The 19,930-nt window shown below is 52.9% G+C and carries 20 protein-coding genes; 12 read left to right on the top strand and 8 right to left on the bottom strand.

Features of this window, described 5'->3' with window-relative positions:
- The first annotated feature begins 104 nt into the window (after positions 1-104).
- The 11 genes from Afil_RS00515 to Afil_RS00465 all read left to right on the top strand — a co-directional run bounded on the left by Afil_RS00515 (position 105) and on the right by Afil_RS00465 (position 10,153).
- Positions 105-1,784, top strand: a complete 1,680-nt coding sequence (locus Afil_RS00515) for a peptide ABC transporter substrate-binding protein (protein ID WP_230266570.1) — start codon at positions 105-107, stop codon at positions 1,782-1,784.
- A gap of 70 nt (positions 1,785-1,854) precedes the next feature.
- Positions 1,855-2,802: an ABC transporter permease gene (locus Afil_RS00510; RefSeq protein ID WP_230266569.1), complete on the top strand. Its 948-nt coding sequence runs from the start codon at positions 1,855-1,857 to the stop codon at positions 2,800-2,802.
- Position 2,803: 1 nt separating this feature from the next.
- Positions 2,804-3,847 (top strand): ABC transporter permease, encoded by a 1,044-nt coding sequence (locus tag Afil_RS00505; protein WP_230266568.1) that lies wholly within the window; start codon positions 2,804-2,806, stop codon positions 3,845-3,847.
- A gap of 2 nt (positions 3,848-3,849) precedes the next feature.
- Positions 3,850-5,085 (top strand): ABC transporter ATP-binding protein, encoded by a 1,236-nt coding sequence (locus tag Afil_RS00500; protein WP_304504421.1) that lies wholly within the window; start codon positions 3,850-3,852, stop codon positions 5,083-5,085.
- Positions 5,085-6,044, top strand: coding sequence for an ABC transporter ATP-binding protein (locus Afil_RS00495; RefSeq protein ID WP_230266567.1), 960 nt, complete (start codon positions 5,085-5,087; stop codon positions 6,042-6,044). The genes Afil_RS00500 and Afil_RS00495 overlap by 1 nt, the downstream gene beginning before the upstream one ends.
- Positions 6,045-6,315: 271 nt before the next feature.
- Positions 6,316-7,071 carry an AzlC family ABC transporter permease gene (locus Afil_RS00490; RefSeq protein ID WP_230266566.1) on the top strand — a complete coding sequence of 252 codons (756 nt, stop codon included), beginning with the start codon at positions 6,316-6,318 and terminating at the stop codon, positions 7,069-7,071.
- Positions 7,068-7,373 carry an AzlD domain-containing protein gene (locus Afil_RS00485; protein WP_230266565.1) on the top strand — a complete coding sequence of 102 codons (306 nt, stop codon included), beginning with the start codon at positions 7,068-7,070 and terminating at the stop codon, positions 7,371-7,373. Before Afil_RS00490 ends, Afil_RS00485 begins: the two co-directional genes overlap by 4 nt.
- Positions 7,374-7,550: 177 nt before the next feature.
- The gene (locus Afil_RS00480) at positions 7,551-8,108 is read left to right on the top strand and encodes a TetR/AcrR family transcriptional regulator (RefSeq protein WP_230266564.1); all 558 of its coding nucleotides are present in this window, start codon (positions 7,551-7,553) and stop codon (positions 8,106-8,108) included.
- A gap of 134 nt (positions 8,109-8,242) precedes the next feature.
- Positions 8,243-8,917, top strand: a complete 675-nt coding sequence (locus Afil_RS00475; protein ID WP_230266563.1) for a hypothetical protein — start codon at positions 8,243-8,245, stop codon at positions 8,915-8,917.
- Between the two features lie 31 nt (positions 8,918-8,948).
- Complete coding sequence (locus Afil_RS00470; protein WP_230266562.1) at positions 8,949-9,380, top strand: DUF2871 domain-containing protein; 432 nt, start codon at positions 8,949-8,951, stop codon at positions 9,378-9,380.
- 395 nt (positions 9,381-9,775) lie between these two features.
- The gene (locus Afil_RS00465; RefSeq protein ID WP_230266561.1) at positions 9,776-10,153 is read left to right on the top strand and encodes a helix-turn-helix domain-containing protein; all 378 of its coding nucleotides are present in this window, start codon (positions 9,776-9,778) and stop codon (positions 10,151-10,153) included.
- A 155-nt stretch (positions 10,154-10,308) separates the two neighbouring features.
- Here the strand turns inward: Afil_RS00465 and Afil_RS00460 are convergent, their stop codons facing one another.
- The 6 genes from Afil_RS00460 to argC form a co-directional block, all read right to left on the bottom strand.
- Complete coding sequence (locus tag Afil_RS00460; RefSeq protein WP_230266560.1) at positions 10,309-11,139, bottom strand: HAD family hydrolase; 831 nt, start codon at positions 11,137-11,139, stop codon at positions 10,309-10,311.
- A 442-nt stretch (positions 11,140-11,581) separates the two neighbouring features.
- The gene (gene argF, locus Afil_RS00455) at positions 11,582-12,493 is read right to left on the bottom strand and encodes an ornithine carbamoyltransferase (protein WP_230266559.1); all 912 of its coding nucleotides are present in this window, start codon (positions 12,491-12,493) and stop codon (positions 11,582-11,584) included.
- The gene (locus Afil_RS00450) at positions 12,490-13,677 is read right to left on the bottom strand and encodes an aspartate aminotransferase family protein (RefSeq protein ID WP_230266558.1); all 1,188 of its coding nucleotides are present in this window, start codon (positions 13,675-13,677) and stop codon (positions 12,490-12,492) included. The genes argF and Afil_RS00450 overlap by 4 nt, the downstream gene beginning before the upstream one ends.
- 2 nt (positions 13,678-13,679) lie before the next feature.
- Entirely contained in the window at positions 13,680-14,537 is an 858-nt protein-coding gene (gene argB / locus Afil_RS00445) for an acetylglutamate kinase (RefSeq protein WP_230266557.1), read from the bottom strand.
- Positions 14,534-15,739 (bottom strand): bifunctional glutamate N-acetyltransferase/amino-acid acetyltransferase ArgJ, encoded by a 1,206-nt coding sequence (gene argJ / locus Afil_RS00440; protein ID WP_230266556.1) that lies wholly within the window; start codon positions 15,737-15,739, stop codon positions 14,534-14,536. The genes argB and argJ overlap by 4 nt, the downstream gene beginning before the upstream one ends.
- 76 nt (positions 15,740-15,815) lie before the next feature.
- The gene (gene argC / locus Afil_RS00435; protein WP_230266555.1) at positions 15,816-16,745 is read right to left on the bottom strand and encodes an N-acetyl-gamma-glutamyl-phosphate reductase; all 930 of its coding nucleotides are present in this window, start codon (positions 16,743-16,745) and stop codon (positions 15,816-15,818) included.
- Positions 16,746-16,790: 45 nt separating this feature from the next.
- Between argC and Afil_RS00430 the strand changes: the two genes are divergently transcribed.
- Entirely contained in the window at positions 16,791-17,237 is a 447-nt protein-coding gene (locus tag Afil_RS00430) for a hypothetical protein (protein ID WP_230266554.1), read from the top strand.
- Here the strand turns inward: Afil_RS00430 and argH are convergent.
- Complete coding sequence (argH, locus tag Afil_RS00425) at positions 17,221-18,627, bottom strand: argininosuccinate lyase (protein WP_230266553.1); 1,407 nt, start codon at positions 18,625-18,627, stop codon at positions 17,221-17,223. The genes Afil_RS00430 and argH overlap by 17 nt on opposite strands.
- On the bottom strand, positions 18,628-19,899 hold the full coding sequence (locus Afil_RS00420; RefSeq protein ID WP_230266552.1) for an argininosuccinate synthase: 1,272 nt from the start codon (positions 19,897-19,899) through the stop codon (positions 18,628-18,630).
- Positions 19,900-19,930: the final 31 nt, after the last annotated feature.

The following is a 19,930-nucleotide window of genomic DNA, read 5'->3' as shown; positions in this document are numbered from 1 at the left end:
GGTTTCAGCCTATTTTTTGCGGAAATTTGTGAAAGTTGTTTCCGTGAGATTGGAAATTATTTTCATCTATCTATAATTGAAATAAATTTTTATGGAGGAGAACAATGAAAAAATTTCTCACAGTTCTTACCGCCGGTGCAATGGGTCTTTCCCTTGCTGCCTGCTCCTCTCAGCCAGCGCCATCCGCTTCTGAGACGTCGGGCACAAAGACTTCCGCTTCTGAGACGTCGGGTACAAAGACTTCCGCTACCGGTGAGCGGGTGACTCTGGCCAAGGAAAATGATGCGATCTCCCTGGACAGCAGCTACGCAACAGACGGCATGTCTTTTGAGATGATCGCTGCTTCCGTTGAAGGCCTCGAAACGATGGACAAAGACGGAAATGCCGTTCCTGGCATTGCGGAATCTTATGAGCTTTCCGATGACGGTCTGACCTACACGTTCCATCTGCGCGACGCAAACTGGGATAACGGAACACCGGTTACGGCCAACGATTTTGTATTTGCATGGAATTACACCGCAGCAAACCCGAAAGCCGAATACGCTTACCTGTTTACTGCAGACGGTGCCTGCGTAGAAAATGCAGAAGCCATTGTCTATGACGGCGAAACCGACAAGAAGCTCGGCATTAAGGCCGTTGACGACAAGACCTTTGAAGTCAAGCTTTCCACGAAGTGCCCGTACTTCCTTTCGCTGATGACATTCCCGGTATTCTACCCGATCAACCAGGAATTCTTTGAAGCGCAGGGCGACAATTACGGTCTGACCGCGGACAACCTGCTGGCCAACGGTCCATACAAGCTGACGCAGTGGACCAAGGGTTCTTCCCTCTCCTTTGACAAGAACGAATCCTACTGGGATGCCGAAAACGTCAAAGTTGCCGGAATCGACGTCAACATCGTTCCGGAAGCGTCTACTTCCGCACTGAGCTTTGAAAACGGACAGACCGACTTCACCAAGCTCAACTCCACGCTCGTTGACAAATACAAGGATTCCCCAAGCTACACCACGTACCTCGAAGGCTACCTCTGGTACCTCCAGTACAACCTCAACAATGAATACCTGAAAAACGAAAACCTGCGCAAAGCCATCGCTACCGTCATCGACCGTACCGACCTTTGCGACAACGTCCTCAAGGACGGTTCCATTGCGATCGGCGGCTTCGTTCCGGAAGCCTTCGCCGCTGGACCTGACGGCAAGGACTACACCGATGGTGCCAAGAAGTTCTACGAAGAAGTCGGCGATGACGGTCTGAAAGCCGCAGAAGAATACTGGAACAAAGCCAAGGAAGAACTCGGCGTTGATTCCATCAGCCTGCGTCTGCTCTACGAGCCATCCGATCCCGCCAAACCGGCTGCTGAATTCATTCAGTCCGAAATTCAGAAACTCCCGGGTCTGACGATCGAAATGGTCAGCCAGGAAAAAGAAAACCGCATTGAACTCCAGAAAGCCCGCGACTTTGACATCGTTCTGACTCGCTGGGGTCCGGACTATGCCGACCCGACCACGTATCTTAACCTGATGGTTACAGGCAATTCCTACAACTACGGCGATTACTCGAGCCCGGAATACGATGCGATGATTCAGGATGCAGCCAACGCAGCAACTCCTGAAGAACGCTGGGAACTTCTCCACAAGGCAGAAGAACTGCTGATGGAAGATTCCCCAGTTGTTGGTATCTTCCAGGTCGGTGGTGCAAGCCTTGTAAACCAGAAAGTTACCGGCATTGAAGCCCATTCCTTCGGCGTTCCTTATATTTATAAGAACCTTGCCAAAACGGAATAACCGCTTTCCTGCCAAAGACATGTTTTGAACGGGTCCCGGCCAGGGGCCCGTTTTTTAGGAAGGATTCATTATGGACAAATCAACAATCCGATATATCCTGCGTCGGGTTCTGATTTCCATCGTTACGTTATTTGTGATTGTTTTCGTACTCTTCTTGATGCTTAAGCTGATGCCGGGTACGCCGTTCAACGATGAGAAACTGACCGAGGCGCAGAGAGCACAGATTTACGCAGCCTACGGACTCGACAAGCCCGTGCTGCAGCAGTTCTTTATTTACGTTGCCAACATGATTAAAGGCGACTTTGGCATTTCCTACGCGATTCAGCGCAACATGCCGGTTTCCGCACTCGTCGGACCCCGTATCGGCGTTTCGTTCGGTCTGGGTATCGGCGCCTGCGTCATCGGTACGATTTTCGGTCTGATTCTCGGGATCGTGGCTGCGCTCAACCGCAACCATTTCTGGGACACCTTTGCGACGATCCTGTCTGTTATCGGCGTTTCCATCCCGTCCTTTGTCATCTGTCTTCTGCTGCTGATCCTCTTCGGCGTACAGATGCCCGTTCTGCCTGTCATTTACAACAACGCCCGGCCGGTCGCTTCTTCGATCATTCCGATGGTCGCCATGTCCTTTGGCGTTGTCGCCAACGTCGCGCGTTTTACCCGTTCGGAAATGATTGAAGTGCTGGGCAGCGAATACATTCTGCTCGCGCAGGCCAAAGGCATTTCGCAGCGCCGTCTGATCTGGATGCACGCAATCCGCAACTGTCTGATTCCGGTAATCACCGTTCTCGGTCCGATTATCGTTGGCCTGATGACCGGAAGTATGGTTATCGAAAAAATCTGCGCGATTCCAGGTCTTGGCTCGCTTCTCGTCAAGGCGATTGAAGTGCGCGACTATAACGTCATTCTGGCGATCAGTTTCCTGTACTCCGCTTTATACATCTTTGTCATGCTGCTGATCGATGTGCTGTACGGCATCATCGACCCGCGTATTCGCCTTGGAAAGGGGGACGCTTAAGATGCGTGCTGAAATTTCCAGTCAGAAACAGCTCGATGAATTTCTCGAGGGCTATCGCGTTCTCGATCAGGACTACGAGCTGATCGACATCCCGACGCGTCTGGATCATGACGAGGTCACGCCAAGTTCCTCCTTCATGCACGACGTATGGGTTCGTTTTAAATCCAACAAGGGCGCGCTCATCGGCGGTGCCATCATTGTTGTTTTCCTTATTCTTTCGTTTGCCTGCCCGATGCTTTCGCATTACAGCTTTGACGCCGTAAATACCGCGGAACAGTCCATGGCCCCGCGCATTCCGGGTCTGGAATGGATCGGCTGGTTCAACGGCCAGGGCGGCATTCGACAGTACGTCGGCGAATACGCCAACGTCTACCACTATTTTGGTACCGACGTTCTCGGCCGCGACCTGTGGGTTCGCTGCTGGGAAGGCTGCCGCATTTCCCTGTTCGTTGCCGGAACCGCGGTTCTCGTCAACGTCTTCATCGGCATTATTTACGGTATGATTTCCGGCTACTTTGGCGGTCTGGTCGATTCGATCATGCAGCGCTTCCAGGAAATCGTGAACTCCATTCCGACGCTCGTTATTCTGACGCTGCTTCTGCTCATCATGAAGCCGGGTCTGTATACGATCATCGTCGCCCTGATTCTGACCGAGTGGATCGGCATGGCCCGTGTCACCCGTGCGCAGGTGCTTAAGATCAAGGAAGAAGAATTCATTCTGGCTTCCAAGACGCTGGGCGCGAGCGGATTCTTCATTATTTTCAAAAAAATTCTGCCGAACATCTTTGGCCAGATCATCATCATGGCGATGTTCTCCATTCCTAACGCGATCTTCTACGAAGCGTTCCTCGCCATGGTCGGTCTTGGCGTTCCTGCCCCGCAGGCTTCGCTGGGTTCGCTGATCAACGACGGCTTCAAATCCATTCTGGTTACGCCGTACATGGTCATTATTCCTGTTGTTATCCTCGGTATTCTGATGCTTTCCTTCAACCTGCTGGCTGACGGTCTGCGCGATGCCTTCGACCCGAAAATGAAGGAGATGTAGAGATGAAAGAGAAAGAACGCATTCTTAAAATCCGCGATCTCGATATCGCCTTTACTACCGACAACGGTACCGTCAACGCGGTACGCGGCGTAAATCTCGATCTGCACCGCGGCGAAACGATCGCCATCGTCGGCGAATCCGGTTCCGGAAAGAGTGTTACGACCAAAGCCGTCATGGGCATTCTGGCCGGCAACGGAAAAATCCAGAACGGATCGATTGAATACACGTACTACGAATTCCCGCCTGAGAGAATCGCGGAAATTCAGACCAAATACAATGGCCGCATTCCGGACGGCTACCCCAGACCGGAAGAAAAGAAAACGGTCGATATCGTTCAGTCTTCCCCGAAATTCATTCAGTCGCAGATCCGCGGCCGCCGCATTGCGATGGTGTTCCAGGATCCGCTGACTTCGCTCGACCCGACGATGACCATCGGCAAGCAGGTCATGGAAGCCATGCGCTACCATTACAATATGCCGAAAAAACAGGCGTGGGACCGTGCGGTCGAACTGCTGCGTCTGGTCGGCATCAACGATCCGGAAAAGCGCATGAAAAACTATCCGCACCAGCTGTCCGGCGGCATGCGTCAGCGTGTGGTTATCGCTATCGCGCTCTCCTGTGACCCGGAAGTTCTGATCTGCGATGAACCGACGACCGCGCTGGACGTTACGATTCAGGCCAAGATTCTGGAGCTGATCAAGGACATCCAGAAAAAGAAGGATCTGTCCGTTATTTACATCACCCACGACCTCGGCGTTGTCGCCAAAGTTGCCGACTACGTCAACGTCATGTACGCCGGCAAGATCGTCGAAAAAGGTACGATCAACGAGATCTTCTACGATCCGCGTCATCCGTACACATGGGGCCTTCTGGCGTCCATGCCGGATATGGATACATCCGGCGACGAGCTGTACACCATTCCGGGTACGCCGCCCAACCTGCTGTACGAAATCAAGGGCGACGCATTCGCCCCGCGCAACCGCTTCGCACTCAAAATCGACGAAGAAATCGATCCGCCGATGTTCCGCATTACCAATACCCACTCCGCCGCCACCTGGCTTCTGGCCCCGAAGGCGCCGGACGTACAGATGCCGCCTGAACTCAGGGAACGTCTTGAGCGCATGCGCAAAGCTGCTGGCTATACCGTAACCGCGCCGAAAAAACCGTTCGGAACGAAAGAGGAACCTGTAGCTGAAAACAAAGAAACAGAACGTAAAGAAGAGGAGGTTTCTGCATAATGGCCAATCGAATTCTTGAAGTAGAAAACCTCAAGCAGCACTTCAAAGTCAGCCGTTCCTTTACCGTCAAGGCGGTAGACGGCATCGACTTCTGGATCGATGAGGGCGAAACGTACGGTCTGGTGGGCGAATCCGGTTCCGGAAAATCCACAACCGGCCGTTCGATCATTCGCCTGTATCGTCCGACGTCCGGAAAAATCACGTTCTGCGGCCGCGACGTATCCGGCAAGATGTCGCATGAAGATGAGAAATTTCTCCATACGAACATGCAGATGATTTTCCAGGACCCAATGGCCTGCCTCAACCCGCGTGAAAAAGTTCTCGATATCATCGCGGAAGGCCTCGATATCCATCATCTGTACAACACGAAGGAAGAGCGCGACCAGAAAGTCTACGACATTCTCGAGCTCGTCGGCCTGTCCAAGGAACACGCTAACCGCTATCCGCACCAGTTCTCCGGCGGACAGCGTCAGCGTATCGGGATTGCCCGCGCGCTGATCATGGACCCGAAGCTGATCATCGCCGACGAAGCGATTTCCGCGCTCGATGTATCCATTCAGGCGCAGGTCGTCAACCTGATGAAAAAAATTCAGAAGGAAACCAACACGGCGTTCCTGTTCATCGCCCACGACCTGAGCATGGTCAAATACATTTCCGACCGCATCGGCGTTATGCATAAGGGCCATCTGGTCGAAACCGGTACAACGGATGAAATCTTCACGCATCCAGTTCATCCGTACACCCGCTCCCTTCTTTCCGCCAACCCGGAACCAAACCCGGTCATCGAAAAGAAACGCGTGGCGCTCACCTACGATGCCGACGCGATGGGCGTCGACTACACCAAAGGCAAGAAGCAGCACATCGACGGAACGCATTACGTTCTGGCGACCGATGAAGAGCTGGCCAAATGGGTAGAAGAAGCCAAAGAAGACGCGCGTCAGAGTGCCCGATTGAATTAAAAAGGCTTTAGAACCAGACAATCTCAAATCAAAATTCTTCCAAAGGAAAAGATATGACGCCTCCCAATTGAGCAGGTCGGGAAACATGTCATATCTTTTTTCTATTCCACAAATTTTTCATTTTTTTCCGCGCTTTCATACGGTTTTCAAGCTGGCGTGACATCGGAAAGAATAAGCGAAATGAATAAGAAAGAAAACCGGATCGCCAGATCAAGACAAGCCCAGACGGCGCTCGATAAAAGGCGATCGATTGGAAAGAAAGGATAGTTTCATGAAGGAATCCAAAGAGGCTGAACAGCTCCAGAGGACATCTGCATGCCAGAACCAGCCGGCATCGGCCGCGAAGTCCAAAGGCGCGTTTCGAGCGGGCTTTCTGGCCAGCGTGCCGATTATGCTGGGGTATATTCCAGTTGCCATCGCCTACGCGGGCATGGCGCAGACGGCAGGCATGAATTTCTGGCAGACGCTGTCACTGTCCCTGTTCGTCTATACGGGCGCGGGACAGATGACGACGGCGTCGATGCTGGCACAGAACGCGGGGCTCTGGACGATTGTCATTTCCGTTTTCGTCATGAATCTGCGCCATATCATCATGAGCATGGTCGTCATGGAAGATCTGAAAACAGCGCCGCTGTGGCTGCGCTGTGTGCTTTCGCTCGGTGTGACCGACGAAGTGTTCGCCATGTTTACAACGCAGGATCATTCGAAAATCACGCCGGCCTTTTTTGGCGGTCTGGCCTTTGGCGCCTGGTTTTCCTGGTGGGTCGGAACCGCGCTGGGCGCCGTACTCTGCGCCTTTTTCCCGCCCGTCTTAACCGCGGCGTTCGCCATCGCCATGCCGGCGATGTTTCTGGCGCTGCTGACGCCTTCCTTGCAAAAGCATGCCCGTCTCTGGATTCCGGTTCTTGCGGCGGCGCTCTTTTCCTGGCTGGCGAGCGTCTATATTGAGGGCAGATGGAATATTGTCATCGGTTCGCTGGCCGGCGCGCTGATCGGTCTGCTCTTTGTAAAGGAGGAAGACGTATGAATTTCTTCCTGCTGACCGTTCTGCTTTCGCTCTCCACGATGATTCCGCGTCTCGTGCCGGCTCTGCTCGTCTCGAAAATTCATTTTTCTTCCAAAGGCAAAATCTTTTTGCAGCTGCTGCCGTATACGGTCATGGCTTCGCTGATCTTTCCCGGAATTTTGGAGACAGATCCAAAGCACATTCTGATCGGGGTGGGCGGCGGCGCGATCGCCGTGCTCTGCGCCTATCGTAAAAAGCCCGTTATCGTCAGCGTACTGGCGGCCGTTCTGCTCGATCTGCTTCTGTATCTTTTCGTGTATTGAAAAAAGCCAGAGCGAAGCGTGTCTCGATCGAGATGCGTTTCGCTTTTTTCCTGTTTTATAATCACAGTAACTGGAGATCTCCCGCCTGACTGGCTTACGCCAGGGATACGACCGCGAATGAGATCCGAGAGAGACCAGAAACGAGATCCGAAAAGCAAAAGGAAAGGAGAGAGTGCAATGAAACCCGCTGCAACGTCCAAGGAAGAAATTCTGAAAACGTGTCGTCGTATGGCTTCGACACAGGGCTGGAACGATTTAAACATTCGGAACGTTTCGAGCGCCTGCCAGGTTTCGGTCGGCTGTCTTTACCATTACTTTCCTTCGAAAAGCGATCTGGTCAGCGCCACCGTCATCAGCATATGGAAGGAAATTTTCCATTTACCTGAAGGCTTTCTGAAACAGAACGACTTGAAGGCCCTGCTGAAGCAATGGTATGCGCAGATGGAAGACGTCTTTCATACGTATCCAGGCTTTGCGACCATGCACGCCCGCCTGATCGCCAGCAACGAACGGCAGGAAAGCTCCGTCTTCATGCGAAGGACCTGGAAGCAGATCGTCCGTACGATCACGCAGACGATCGAAAAGGACCCCTCTATTTCCGCAAACCGATTCGACCCTGCGTTCTCGTCGGAACAGGCAGCGCAGATTCTGTTTTCCCTGCTTCTGGCTTCCATTGTTGAGGAAAACTACGATCCTTCCCTGATTCTGACCGCCGCCGACCGGCTTCTGTTCTGAGGCCTTCCTGCCTCAGAACAATTTTTTTGTCAAAAGTGAACATTGTTCACATTATCTGGGCGCATCGATCTTCTCTGCCGCTTACATAGCGTACATTTAGTTCTGGAAAGTCTGATCGTGAAAGGAGTCTTACTATGCAGGCTATTCTGGAAACCCTGTTTGATGTGGTTTATCTGTTTACCGTCATCACCCTCGGCATTTTAATGATTCGCGATTGCAAGGGTGTGAAACAATACCGTCTCTTTGGATGGATGGCCGTTATTCTGGGATGCGGCGACGCGTTCCATCTCGTTCCGCGTATGGTCGCTCTCTGTACCACCGGTCTGGATCACTACACCGCCGCGCTGGGCATCGGAAAGCTCATCACATCCATTACGATGACCATTTTTTACGTATTGCTTTATTCCGTCTGGAAGGAGCGCTATCACCCAAAACATACGCAGAACCTGACGATTATCGTCTGGTGTCTGGCCATCATTCGGATTGCGCTCTGCCTCTTCCCCCAAAACGCGTGGACATCCACGCATGAGCCGCTCTCCTGGGGCATTTACCGCAACATCCCGTTCGCGCTGCTCGGTCTGCTCATGATCGTTCTGTTTTATCGCAGTGCCAAAGCCGCCAAGGACAAGGCGTTTAAATGGATGTGGCTGACGATCGTTCTGAGTTTTGCCTTCTACATTCCCGTTGTACTGTTCGCCTCGAAAGTTCCAGCGATCGGCATGTTAATGATCCCGAAGACATGCGCGTATGTCTGGACCGTTCTGATCGGCTATAGCGCGATGAAGAAATCCCAGAAAGCCTCGGCTTAAACGCGTAAAGCGAAGAAAGGAAAACGCGAGTATGAAACAATCCATGAAAAAGTACATGAATACCGCTCTGGTCTATGCGCTTCTGGCCATGGTCGGCGGTGTCTATTTCCGCGAACTGCCCAAGTTTGTCGGCTATACCGGCAAGACGATGCTTTCCGTCGTCCATCCCCATTTCTTTATGTTAGGGATGGCGATGTTCCTGTTTCTCGTCCTGCTGGAAAAGAACTTCGCCTTTACGACAAAGAAGACCGATCACATCATTCTTGCCTACAACCTCGGTCTGATTCTGACCGAAATTATGATGCTGGTGCGCGGCACACTCCAGGTGTTCAGCACGCCGCTCTCACACGGCGCAAGCGCCGCCATTTCCGGCATTGCCGGTATCGGCCACATTGTTCTGGGCGTCAGCCTGGTTCTCCTTCTTCTGGAAATTCGCAAGGCGATTTTTGCGGCCAAAGACTGAAGCGAAGCTTCGATTTCAAACACCGACCTTCTCTCCCCCATCGCTTTTGCCCCCTTTTCCAGGAAAATCCCCCGCATTACAAAGCCGGATCCTCTTTGTTTTTCAATGAAGAGAATCCGGCTTTTTTCTGAATTCTGAATTCACGCTTTTCAGCAGCCGGACTGCTGTTCCGTCCGGGAACCTGCCAGCGGACACAGAACCATCCAAAAAGGTTGAAAACGCAACGCATTAAAGGAGAATCTAATTCTTATAGTTCTAGTTTTTATCCACTTCTGGGTTGTGTTTTATTCATCTTATGCTAATTACAATGGAATCATCATGCGCTTCCAGTTAATCGAGACGGCTATGCGATCCTTCATCTGTTCGGCTCGGCGCGGTTTATACGGGTTGATTTTATGAAAAAAGAAAAAGATGAACTCAGCATTGAAATTGGCAAAAGGATCTACGAGTGTCGAAAGAAAAAAGGCTATACCCAGGAAGCTCTGGGGGATATTATCGGCGTCAATACCCAGTATATTTCCAATCTGGAGCGGGGGCTCTCTTCCCCTTCGCTGAAAACGCTGATTAAACTCAGCGAGGCTTTTGGCGTCTCCTGTGATTTTCTGCTGACCGGCGCGGGTAAATCCGGACGCAGTCAGACGCTTCTGCTGCTGATCAGCCGGCTCGACGAAGACCAGCAGCATCTGATGGAATACATCCTGGAAGGCGTTCTTCGTTTTGACCAGGAGAAAGCCGCCCTCCAGAGCCTGCAGGATCGCGAAATCGACGTATAGGACGGATCCAAATCTGACTTTTTTCTTACTTCAGGGGATCTGTTTCTTCTTCACCACGGAAAAGAACGACGCATCCAGATTTTTACAATCCGGATGCGTTTTGGTTTTTCTTCGTCTGTTCTTAATAACGCAGAGTGAAAACAGAGCCGGTCGGATCAGACTTTGGCATCCCCGGTTTCCGGATGGATCCAGCCCTGTGCGACGCAGTACTGGTAAATGCCGTCTTCTTCCACGCTCGGACAGATATCCTCCGCAATCACTTTAAGCGAGGGAGAGCCGTTAGCCATGGCGACGCCAAGTCCTACGGCTTCCAGCATCAGCCGGTCATTGTCCCCGTCGCCAAAGGCAGCCGCCTGTTCTCTGGTCAGACCGTAATGATCGAGCGCCTTCTGGACGCCGACGCCTTTTCCGCCGCTTGCCGGAATGATGTCGATCGCCCGGTCCCACCACGCCATCACTCTGGCGTTTTTCGTGTTTTTCATAATGGAGTCGTATTCGTCCTTGCGTCCGCCCGTCATGATCTGATAGACACACTTGCCTTTACGGTGTTTGTCAAAGTCCGGATCGGGAATCAGACGGGCTTTGCTGATGGCGTAGTAATCGCTCAGATCCTGGTCGGTGCCGTTGGCCATAATTTCTTCGGTTGTCGCCAGCGCAGCGGGGCGTCCAATAGCCTGCGTATTGGCCAGAATTGTTTCCACATCATCGGGATCGAGCGGCGAGGAACAGATGACCTGACCGTCCCGATCGGTCGCGTAAGAGCCGTTAAAAGAAAGCAGGGCATCAAACTCTACGCCTTCAAACTTTGGAATCTGCATGGGCGAGCGGCCCCTACAGATGGCGATACGAACGCCTTCCTTTTGGAGCAGGCAAAGCGCTTCAACGGTGCGGGGGCTGATCACCTTCGTATTCATGTCGATCAGCGTGCCGTCAATATCAAAGAAAATCATTCGGATCTCGTCTGTATGCTTTTCTGCCTTCATCATTTTTTGCGCCTCCTCTTTTTTTCTTCATTTTTCTTCTTTGCGCGTTTCGCGTTTCACGTCTTCACGAAATTCTCCCGCGTTCAGCGTAGTCCTGAAGCGGGCATTCTGTCCCTTTTTTTCGCGTCCCTCCCCTGTTTTTGCCTCGTTCTTCGGGAAAACGGATCCAGCGAAAAAAGGTTTTCTGCATGTCCAGGGTAAAGACATGCGGAAAACCTTTTGGGGTACCTGACTTTGTGTTTTGCCGGGAAATCCGTTTTAAAACCAAAGCGGCCAGAAAGGCGTCTGGAAAGGAGTATGGAGTCGATTCATCCGGCAAAAGCGAAAGCCTGTGGATATGGATCGCGCAGCGGCAGTACAAGTATGGGTGTTCTGCTGAAATCGCGTATCGTTTCGCGGTTTGTAAAGGAAATCTGCGGTTTGTACCGATTCGAAAGCCGGCAGCCTATTCGTCTTTCATGAGCAGAACCATGACGGCTTTCTGCGCATGGAGACGGTTTTCGGCTTCTTCAAAGATTTCGTCCGCGTGTTCTTCGAAAACTTTTTCGGTAATTTCCTGACCGCGGTACGCCGGCAGGCAGTGCTGGATCATAACCGGACTCTTGGCGAGTTCGAGCAGTTCGTCGTTGACCTGATAGCCCTGGAACAGCTTCATGCGCTCTTCCTTTTCGGCTTCCATGCCCATCGACGCCCAGGTGTCGGTAAAGACGACATCCGCGTCCTTGACGGCTTCTTTTGGATCTTCAGTCAGCGTAAACTTGCCCGGGAATTCCTTCGCGAATTCCAGAACGGCTGGATCGGGCTGATGGCCTTTAGGCGAAGCGCACGCGACGTCCATGCCCATCTTCAGACCGCCGACGATCAGCGAGTTGGCCATGTTGTTGCCGTCGCCGATGTACGCCATTTTCAGGCCTTCAAACTTGCCGAACTTTTCGCGGATCGTCATCAGATCGGCGAGCACCTGGCAAGGATGGCAGTAGTCGGTCAGACCGTTAATAATGGGGATGGATCCATATTCAGCCAGATCTTCGACTTCTTTCTGCTCGTACGTACGAATCATGATACCGTCGAGATAGCGGGAAAGCACGCGGGCTGTATCCTGTACCGGTTCGCCGCGTCCGATCTGCAAGTCGTTGGAAGACAGGAACAGCGCCTGTCCGCCGAGCTGATGGACGCCGGTTTCAAAGGAAACGCGGGTTCTTGTGGACGATTTCTGGAAAATGAGTCCGACGGCTTTTCCTTTTAAGTAAGGATGTTCAATGCCGTGTTTCTTTTCGTATTTGAGCTGGTCGGCCAGATCGAGGATCCGAACGATTTCTTCAGCGGATAAGTCCTGGAGTTTTAACAGATGGTTCATGCGAGTACCTCTTTCATCACGTTGACGGCTTGGTCAATCTGTTCATCCGAAATAATGAGCGGCGGCAGCAGGCGGATGGTTCCTGCGCCGGCTTTTAAAGCGAGAAGGCCTTTTTCACGAAGTTTCGCAAGATCGTCGGCAATGGCTTCGGGTCCGACTTCAATGCCGATCATCAGTCCCATGCCGCGCACGTCCTGAATGTGATCGGAATCGATCGCTGAAATGGCCTGCATGAATTTATCGCCCTTGCGTTTCACATCGGCTAAAAATGCGGAATCGCCGACCTGGTCGAGGACCACGTTGGCTGCAGCCATGGCCAGTGCGTTTCCGCCAAAGGTCGTTCCATGATCGCCGGGCTGCAAAATATCGGCGGCTTTTTCGCCGGCAAGAAACGCGCCGGTCGGCACGCCGCCGCCAAGGCCTTTGGCGCACGAGACAAGATCAGGCTGAATGCCATACTGCTCATACGAGAAGAAGGTTCCCGTACGGCCGACGCCGGTCTGGATTTCATCAATGATCAGCAGGATATCTTTTTCCTTGCATAACGCTTCGACAGCTTTGACGTAGCCGGCATCGAGCGGGCGAACGCCGCTTTCGCCCTGAACGAGTTCCATCAGCACGGCGCATACCGTGTCGTCCATGGCGTCTTCCATCGCCGCCAGATCGTTGGCGTCGACGTATTTGAAGCCGGCGGTAAACGGGTAGAAGTTCTGGTGAAATTTATCCTGACCGGTCGCTTCGAGCGTGGCGATCGTGCGTCCGTGAAAGGAATTGTTCAGCGTAATGATCTGTACACGCTTTGGATCGCCGTATGTATCGATGCTGTACTTGCGGGCGGTCTTGATGACGCCTTCATTGGCTTCCGCACCGCTGTTGGCGAAGAAGACTTTCTTCAGGCCGGAAAGCTTAACGAGCTTCTGTCCGGCGTCGACGAGCGGCTTTGTATAGTACAGGTTGCTGGCCTGCATCAGGGTTCCCGCCTGATTGGCAATGGCTTTTACGAGTGCGGGATGATTGTGGCCGAGGCAGTTGACGCCGATGCCGGAATTCAGATCGAGGTACTCGTTCTGGTCAAGATCGTAGAGAAGGCAGCCTTCGCCGTGGTCGAGCACGATGGGAAAGCGGCCGTACGTATTCATGAAATGGGTCGATTCTGTTTCGATGATGGTCTGGGTATCGCTCATCTTTACACCTCTTCCTGGGAGAACATCGTTCCGATGCCTTCGTTGGTCAGCAGTTCAATCAAAATGGAATGGGGAATGCGGCCGTCGATAATGCTGGCGCGCTGAACCCCCTGCCGTACGGCTTCCACGCAGCAGTCCACTTTCGGAATCATGCCGCCCGAAACCGCGCCGGTTGCCAGCATTGCCGGCACCTGCGAAACTTTCAGGGCCGGAATGAGGCTGTCCGGATCGCTGGGATCCGCCAGCAGACCGGAAATGTCGGTCAGTAAAATCAGCTTTTTGGCATGGAGTGCGCCGGCCAGACAGCTGGCGGCGGTGTCCGCGTTGATGTTGTAGCTGTTGAGATCGTTCAGACCGGCAGCCACCGAGGAAATGACGGGGATGTAGCCGCCGTGAATGAGATCACGGACGATCTGACTGTTGACGGCTTTGATTTCCCCGACATAGCCGTATTCATCCCGGTCGAGCGGAACGGCCTGAAACAGATTGCCGTCCATGCCGCCAAGACCGATTCCCTTGCCTTCGAGCAGGGAAACGAGATCCTTGTTCACCTTGCCGCAAAGGACCATCTGCACGATGCCCATCGTATCTTCGCCGGTATATCGAAGCCCGTTGACAAAGCGGGATTCGATGCCGGTTTTCTTTAACATTTTTGAAATTTCCGGTCCGCCGCCATGAACGAGAACCACATGAATGCCGACCAGGTGCAGCATGAGCACATCCTGAATGACGGCCTTTTTGAGTTCTTCGTCAATCATGGCGTTGCCGCCGTATTTCACCACCACAATTTCGCCGTTGTATTCCTTTAAGTACGGCAGGGCTTCCGAAAGAATGGCGGCGCGGATCTGCGCGCTCATCATGAGCGGTAGTCTCCATTGATGTGTACGTATTCGTACGTGAGATCGCATCCCCAGCACGTCGCGCTCTCTTTTCCTTCGTGCAGATCGATCAGAATGACGATCTCATCGGGTTCAAGAATGTGAAGCGCCTTGTCTTCGTCAAAATCAAGGCCCTTGCCGTTTTCGCAGACCAGAATTTCGCCGTTTTTCGACGCGAAGGAAATGCTGACAAGAGACGGATCAAACTGCGCTTTGGAGTAGCCCATGGCACAGATCACGCGGCCCCAGTTGGCGTCCTTGCCAAACATGGCGGCTTTGAGCAGCGAACTGCAGGCCACCGAACGGGCGAGCGTTTCGGCCTGCTCTTCGGTTTTTGCGGTTCTGACTTCGACCGTAATCAGGCGGCTGGCGCCTTCGCCGTCCTTGGCGATCGCGATCGCCAGCTTCTGCATGACGTCAAAGAGCGCCTGCTTGAAGATCGCGTAGTCTTCATTTTCTTCGGTAATTTCGGCATTGCCGGCCATGCCGTTAGCCAGAACGATGCACATGTCGTTGGTGGACGTGTCGCCATCGACGCTGATCCGGTTAAACGTCTTTTTCACCACATCATGCAGCGCTTTGTCCAGCATAGGCGAAGCGATCTTTGCGTCGCTGGTCAGGAAGCATAACATCGTTCCCATATTGGGATGGATCATTCCGGATCCTTTGGCGATGCCGCCTAAATAGACGGTTTTTCCGTCGAGTTCAAATTCCACCGCGTATTCCTTCACGCGGGTATCGGTCGTCATGATCGCTTTCGCGCTGTCGGTAGAGTCATAGCCCAGCACGATTTTTTCGGTACCGGCTTCAATTTTTTCGATCGGCAGTTCGACGCCGATGACGCCGGTCGAAGCGACCAGAACGTCTTCGGTTTTCAGACCGAGTTTTGCAGCAGCGGCCTGGGCCTGACGCAGCGCGTTTTCGGCACCGTTTTGCGCACAGGCGTTGGCATTGCCCGAGTTGACGGTAATGGCCTGTGCCGTTCCGCTGGCCAGATGCTGCATGTTGAGCAGCAGCGGCGCGGCTTTCACCTGATTGGTGGTGTAAACCGCCGCAGCTGTGCACGGGGTTTCGGACACGATCAGCGCGAGTTCCTTTTTCTGCGGATTATTGCGCAGCCCGCAGTGAATTGCGCCGGTCTGAAATCCCGCGGCTGCGGTAATTCCTTTGCGACTTTCCTTCATGTTTATCCCTTCTTCGCAGTTCTCCAGTATCTGGAAATATATGGAAACGAAATCCGTATCGGATTTCGCGTTTTTCTTAAAGATGCAGGCCTTTGTATTCGTCCAGGCCAAGCATGAGGTTCATGTTCTGAACCGCGGCACCGCTCGCCCCCTTGCCGAGGTTGTCAAAGCGGGCGCTGAGCACATAGCCGGTTTCCGAAGATCCGTTGACAAAAATTTCCATGCCGTCTTTTCCGGCCAGCGTATTCGAGAACAGCGCGCCTTGCGGATCGCCGACCTGAATCTGGGAATCGCCGTACCAGTTTTTATACAGATCGAGCAGTTCCTGCAGACTGACAGATTTGGTCAGATCGTCCTTGCCGAGAAAGACCTGGGTGAGCATGCCTTTTTCATAGTCATCGACGATCGGTACAAAAAGCGGGGTCTGCTGCAGACCGCAGACGGCTTTCATTTCTGGAATGTGCTTATGGGCAAGTCCTAAAGCGTAGGGCTTCGGGCTGTTCATTTCGTCTTCTTTTTCGTTTTCGTAAGCGGCGATCATCGATTTTCCGCCGCCGCTGTAGCCGGTCAGCGAAAAGGACTTCAGCTGACTGTCCAGATTGAGCAGTCCGGATCTGGCGAGCGGATAAACCAGAGCGATAAAGCCGCTGGCGTGGCATCCGGGATTGGCCACTTTCTGCGCGCTCTGAATGGCTGCTTTATGCGCGGCCGAAAGTTCCGGAAAGCCGTACGCCCAGTCGGGCGAAGTGCGATGCGCGGTGGAGGCGTCAATGATTCGGGTATCGAGTCCTTCCATCAGCGAAACGGCTTCGATCGCTGCCGCATCGGGCAGGCAGAGAAAGACCAGATCGGCTTTTTCCATCAGACGCCGGCGTTCGCCGGGATCTTTTCGTTTGTCTTCGGCGATGGTCAGCAGTTCCAGATCGTCGCGGTTTAAAATCCGCTCCTTAATCTGCAGCCCGGTCGTTCCGGCCTGGCCATCGATGTAAATTTTTGGTTTTTTCATACACGTACTGTTTTTTATCTTTTTCCCTGCTCAGAATACCGGCCTATGCATTTTGTGAACATCCGCTTTTTCAAAGGAGACATATATATTCCTGTTTTGCGGGATTTCACCGGTTCTGTATGGGCTGTCTTTTTCCCGTTTTTCCTGCACTTTTCAGGTGAATTTGCGGGGATGGAATCCTGCCTGTCCGGACTCTTTTCTGCCAGGCGTTCGAGCTCTTCCCTGTTCTTCCTATATATCTATATCCTTCTGTATCCTTTATATCTATATCCTTCTATATCCTTCTTTCTGCTTCCGATATATATGGAAAGATATCGAAAGACAGGCGGCACGCAGCGGTTGGATGGAGAGGAAAAATCATCGGAAACGTCGACCGCCGCGACAAGTTTCCTACTGGCGCGGCGGTCTGGCGTAAACATTTCCTTTCCAGAAGAAGCGCGTCTTTTTCCTTTGACGGCTTTCGCTCGGTCTGGAATTATTTCGAAGTTCTGACTTTGGACGTTTTGTGCGCGGCGACAAATTCCTTGGCTTTGGCGGACTGGTCGAGCACGTTTTCCTTGCACGGACCGCCGTACACTTTCCGATCGGCTACAGCCTTGTCGAGATCGATCGCCTGATAAAAGTCTTCGTCAAACAGATCGCAGAGCTTTTCGAGATCGTCGGGGCTGACCTGATCGAGGGTAAGGCCCTTGTCGATGCAGTCAGCGACGAGCGTACCGGTCAGTTTGTAGGCATCCCGGAAGGGCATGCCTTTTTTGGCGAGGTAGTCAGCGCATTCCGTTGCGTTGATGAATCCGGCACTGGCGGCCTGTTTCATCTTGTCCTTGCGTACGCGCATCGTCTTTAACATGCCAGGCAGAACTTTCAGGCACATCTCGACGGTATCAACGGCGTCAAAGACGGCTTCCTTGTCTTCCTGCATGTCCTTGTTATAGGCGAGGGGCAGACCTTTCATGACCGTGAGCAGACCGATCAGATCGCCGTAAACCCGGCCGGTTTTGCCGCGGATCAGTTCGCACATGTCCGGATTTTTCTTCTGGGGCATGATCGAGCTGCCGGTGGAATAGGCGTCGTCGAGTTCGATGAATTTGAATTCCCAGGAGCTCCAGAGAATCATTTCTTCGCTCAGACGGCTCATGTGCATCATGAGGATGGAAAGATCGCTTAAAAATTCAATGCAGAAGTCCCTGTCGCTGACCGCGTCGATCGAGTTGGACATCGGCTTGGAAAAGCCAAGATGTGCGGCGGTAAATTCCCGATCGAGCGGGAACGTCGTTCCAGCCAGAGCGCCGGCGCCCAGCGGACATTCGTCCATGACGTCCAGCGCGTTTTCCAGACGGAGCGCGTCGCGGCGGAACATGTTGGCGTAGGCCATGAGCGTGTGCCCGAAGGTGATGGGCTGCGCTCTTTGAAGATGGGTATAGCCGGGTACGAGCGTATCGGCGTATTCGGCGGCCAGATCGGCCAGAACCGAAATCAGATTGAGCAGCGTGTCGTGAATTTCTTCGGCTTTGGAGACAACATACAGACGCATGTCGAGTGCGACCTGATCGTTGCGGCTGCGTCCGGTGTGGAGCTTTTTGCCGGTGTCGCCGATGGCGGCCGTCAGCAGCTGTTCCACGCATGTGTGAATGTCTTCATACTGGCTGGAAAATTCCACCTGACCGCTGTTCATTTTGTTGAGAAGATCGAGCAGGCCGTGATGAATGTCCTGCTTTTCCTCGTACGTGAGAATGCCCTGTTTTTCGAGCATGCAGCTGTGCACCAGGCTTCCAAGAATGTCCTGGGGATACAGCCGGGAATCAAAAGAAATGGAACTGTTGAAGTCGTTGGCGTCCGCGTCGGTTTCCTTGGAGATCCGACCCGCCCAGAGCTTACTCATTTATTCCACACTGGAGAAATGTTCTCCAGTTTCCTTTGCGAGCTGCTTGTCGTTGATGGCTCTTACCGCGATCGGCAGACCGAAGAGGTTGATGAAGCCGGCGGAATCGCTCTGGTCGTAGCAGTCATCTTCATCGAAGGTGGCCATGCCTGCGTTATAGAGGGAATACGGGGATGTTACTGATACCGGAATCATGTTACCTTTGTAGAGTTTGAGCGTAACGTCGCCGGTTACGGTTTCCTGCGTGGAATCGACGAAGGCGCTCAGCGCTTTGCGCAGCGGGGTGAACCAGAGGCCGTCGTAGACGAGTTCGCCGAATTTCTGCGCGACGATTTCCTTGAAATGCTTGGTGTTTTTGTCGAGGGTGATTTCCTCGAGCTTGTCGTGGGCTTTATACAGAATGGATCCGCCCGGCGTTTCGTATACGCCTCTCGATTTCATGCCGACCAGACGGTTTTCAACGATATCGAGAATGCCGATGCCGTTGGCGCCGCCGATTTCGTTGAGCTTGAGGATGATGTCCTTGGCGCTCATTTCTTCGCCATCCAGAGCGGTCGGTACGCCTTTTTCAAAATGGATGGTGACATTGGTCGGCGTATCCGGAGCCATTTCGGGGGATACACCCATTTCGAGGAAGCCGGGTTTGTTGATTGGAGCTTCGTTGGCCGGATCTTCGAGGTCCAGACCTTCATGGGACAGATGCCAGAGGTTTTTATCTTTGGAGTAGTTGGTTTCCTTGCTGATTTTCAGAGGAATGTTATGCGCTTCGGCGTAGGCGATTTCCTTTTCCCGGCTGTTCAGATCCCAGAACCGCCATGGAGCGATAATATCGATTTCCGGAGCGAACGCCTTGATGGCCAGTTCAAACCGAACCTGGTCGTTTCCTTTACCGGTACAGCCGTGGCAGATGGCATCGGCGCCTTCGGCTTTGGCGATTTCCACAATCCGTTTGGCGATGATCGGTCTTGCGAAAGACGTTCCCAGCAAGTACTGTTCGTAGCTCGCGCCGGCTTTGAGGGACGGTACGATGTAGTCGTCTACAAAGGTGTCGGTCAGATCTTCAATATACAGTTTGGAGGCGCCGGTCTTGAGCGCTTTTTCTTCGAGGCCGTCGAGTTCGCCGCCCTGTCCGACGTTGCCGGATACCGCGATGACTTCGCAGTTGCCGTAATGTTCTTTCAGCCAGGGGATCAGAACGGAAGTATCCAGACCGCCGGAATAGGCGAGGACGATTTTCTTATACGTTTTGTTTTCGTTATGCAGGTTGCTCATGATTTTTCTCCTTGTTCGCTTTCGCTTTTGA

The organism is Allobaculum fili (assembly GCF_020969955.1).
GTDB classification, from domain to species: domain Bacteria; phylum Bacillota_I; class Bacilli_A; order Erysipelotrichales; family Erysipelotrichaceae; genus Allobaculum; species Allobaculum fili.
Note: the sequence above shows the minus strand (reverse complement) of the source record. Positions and strands in the feature narration are given on the sequence as shown.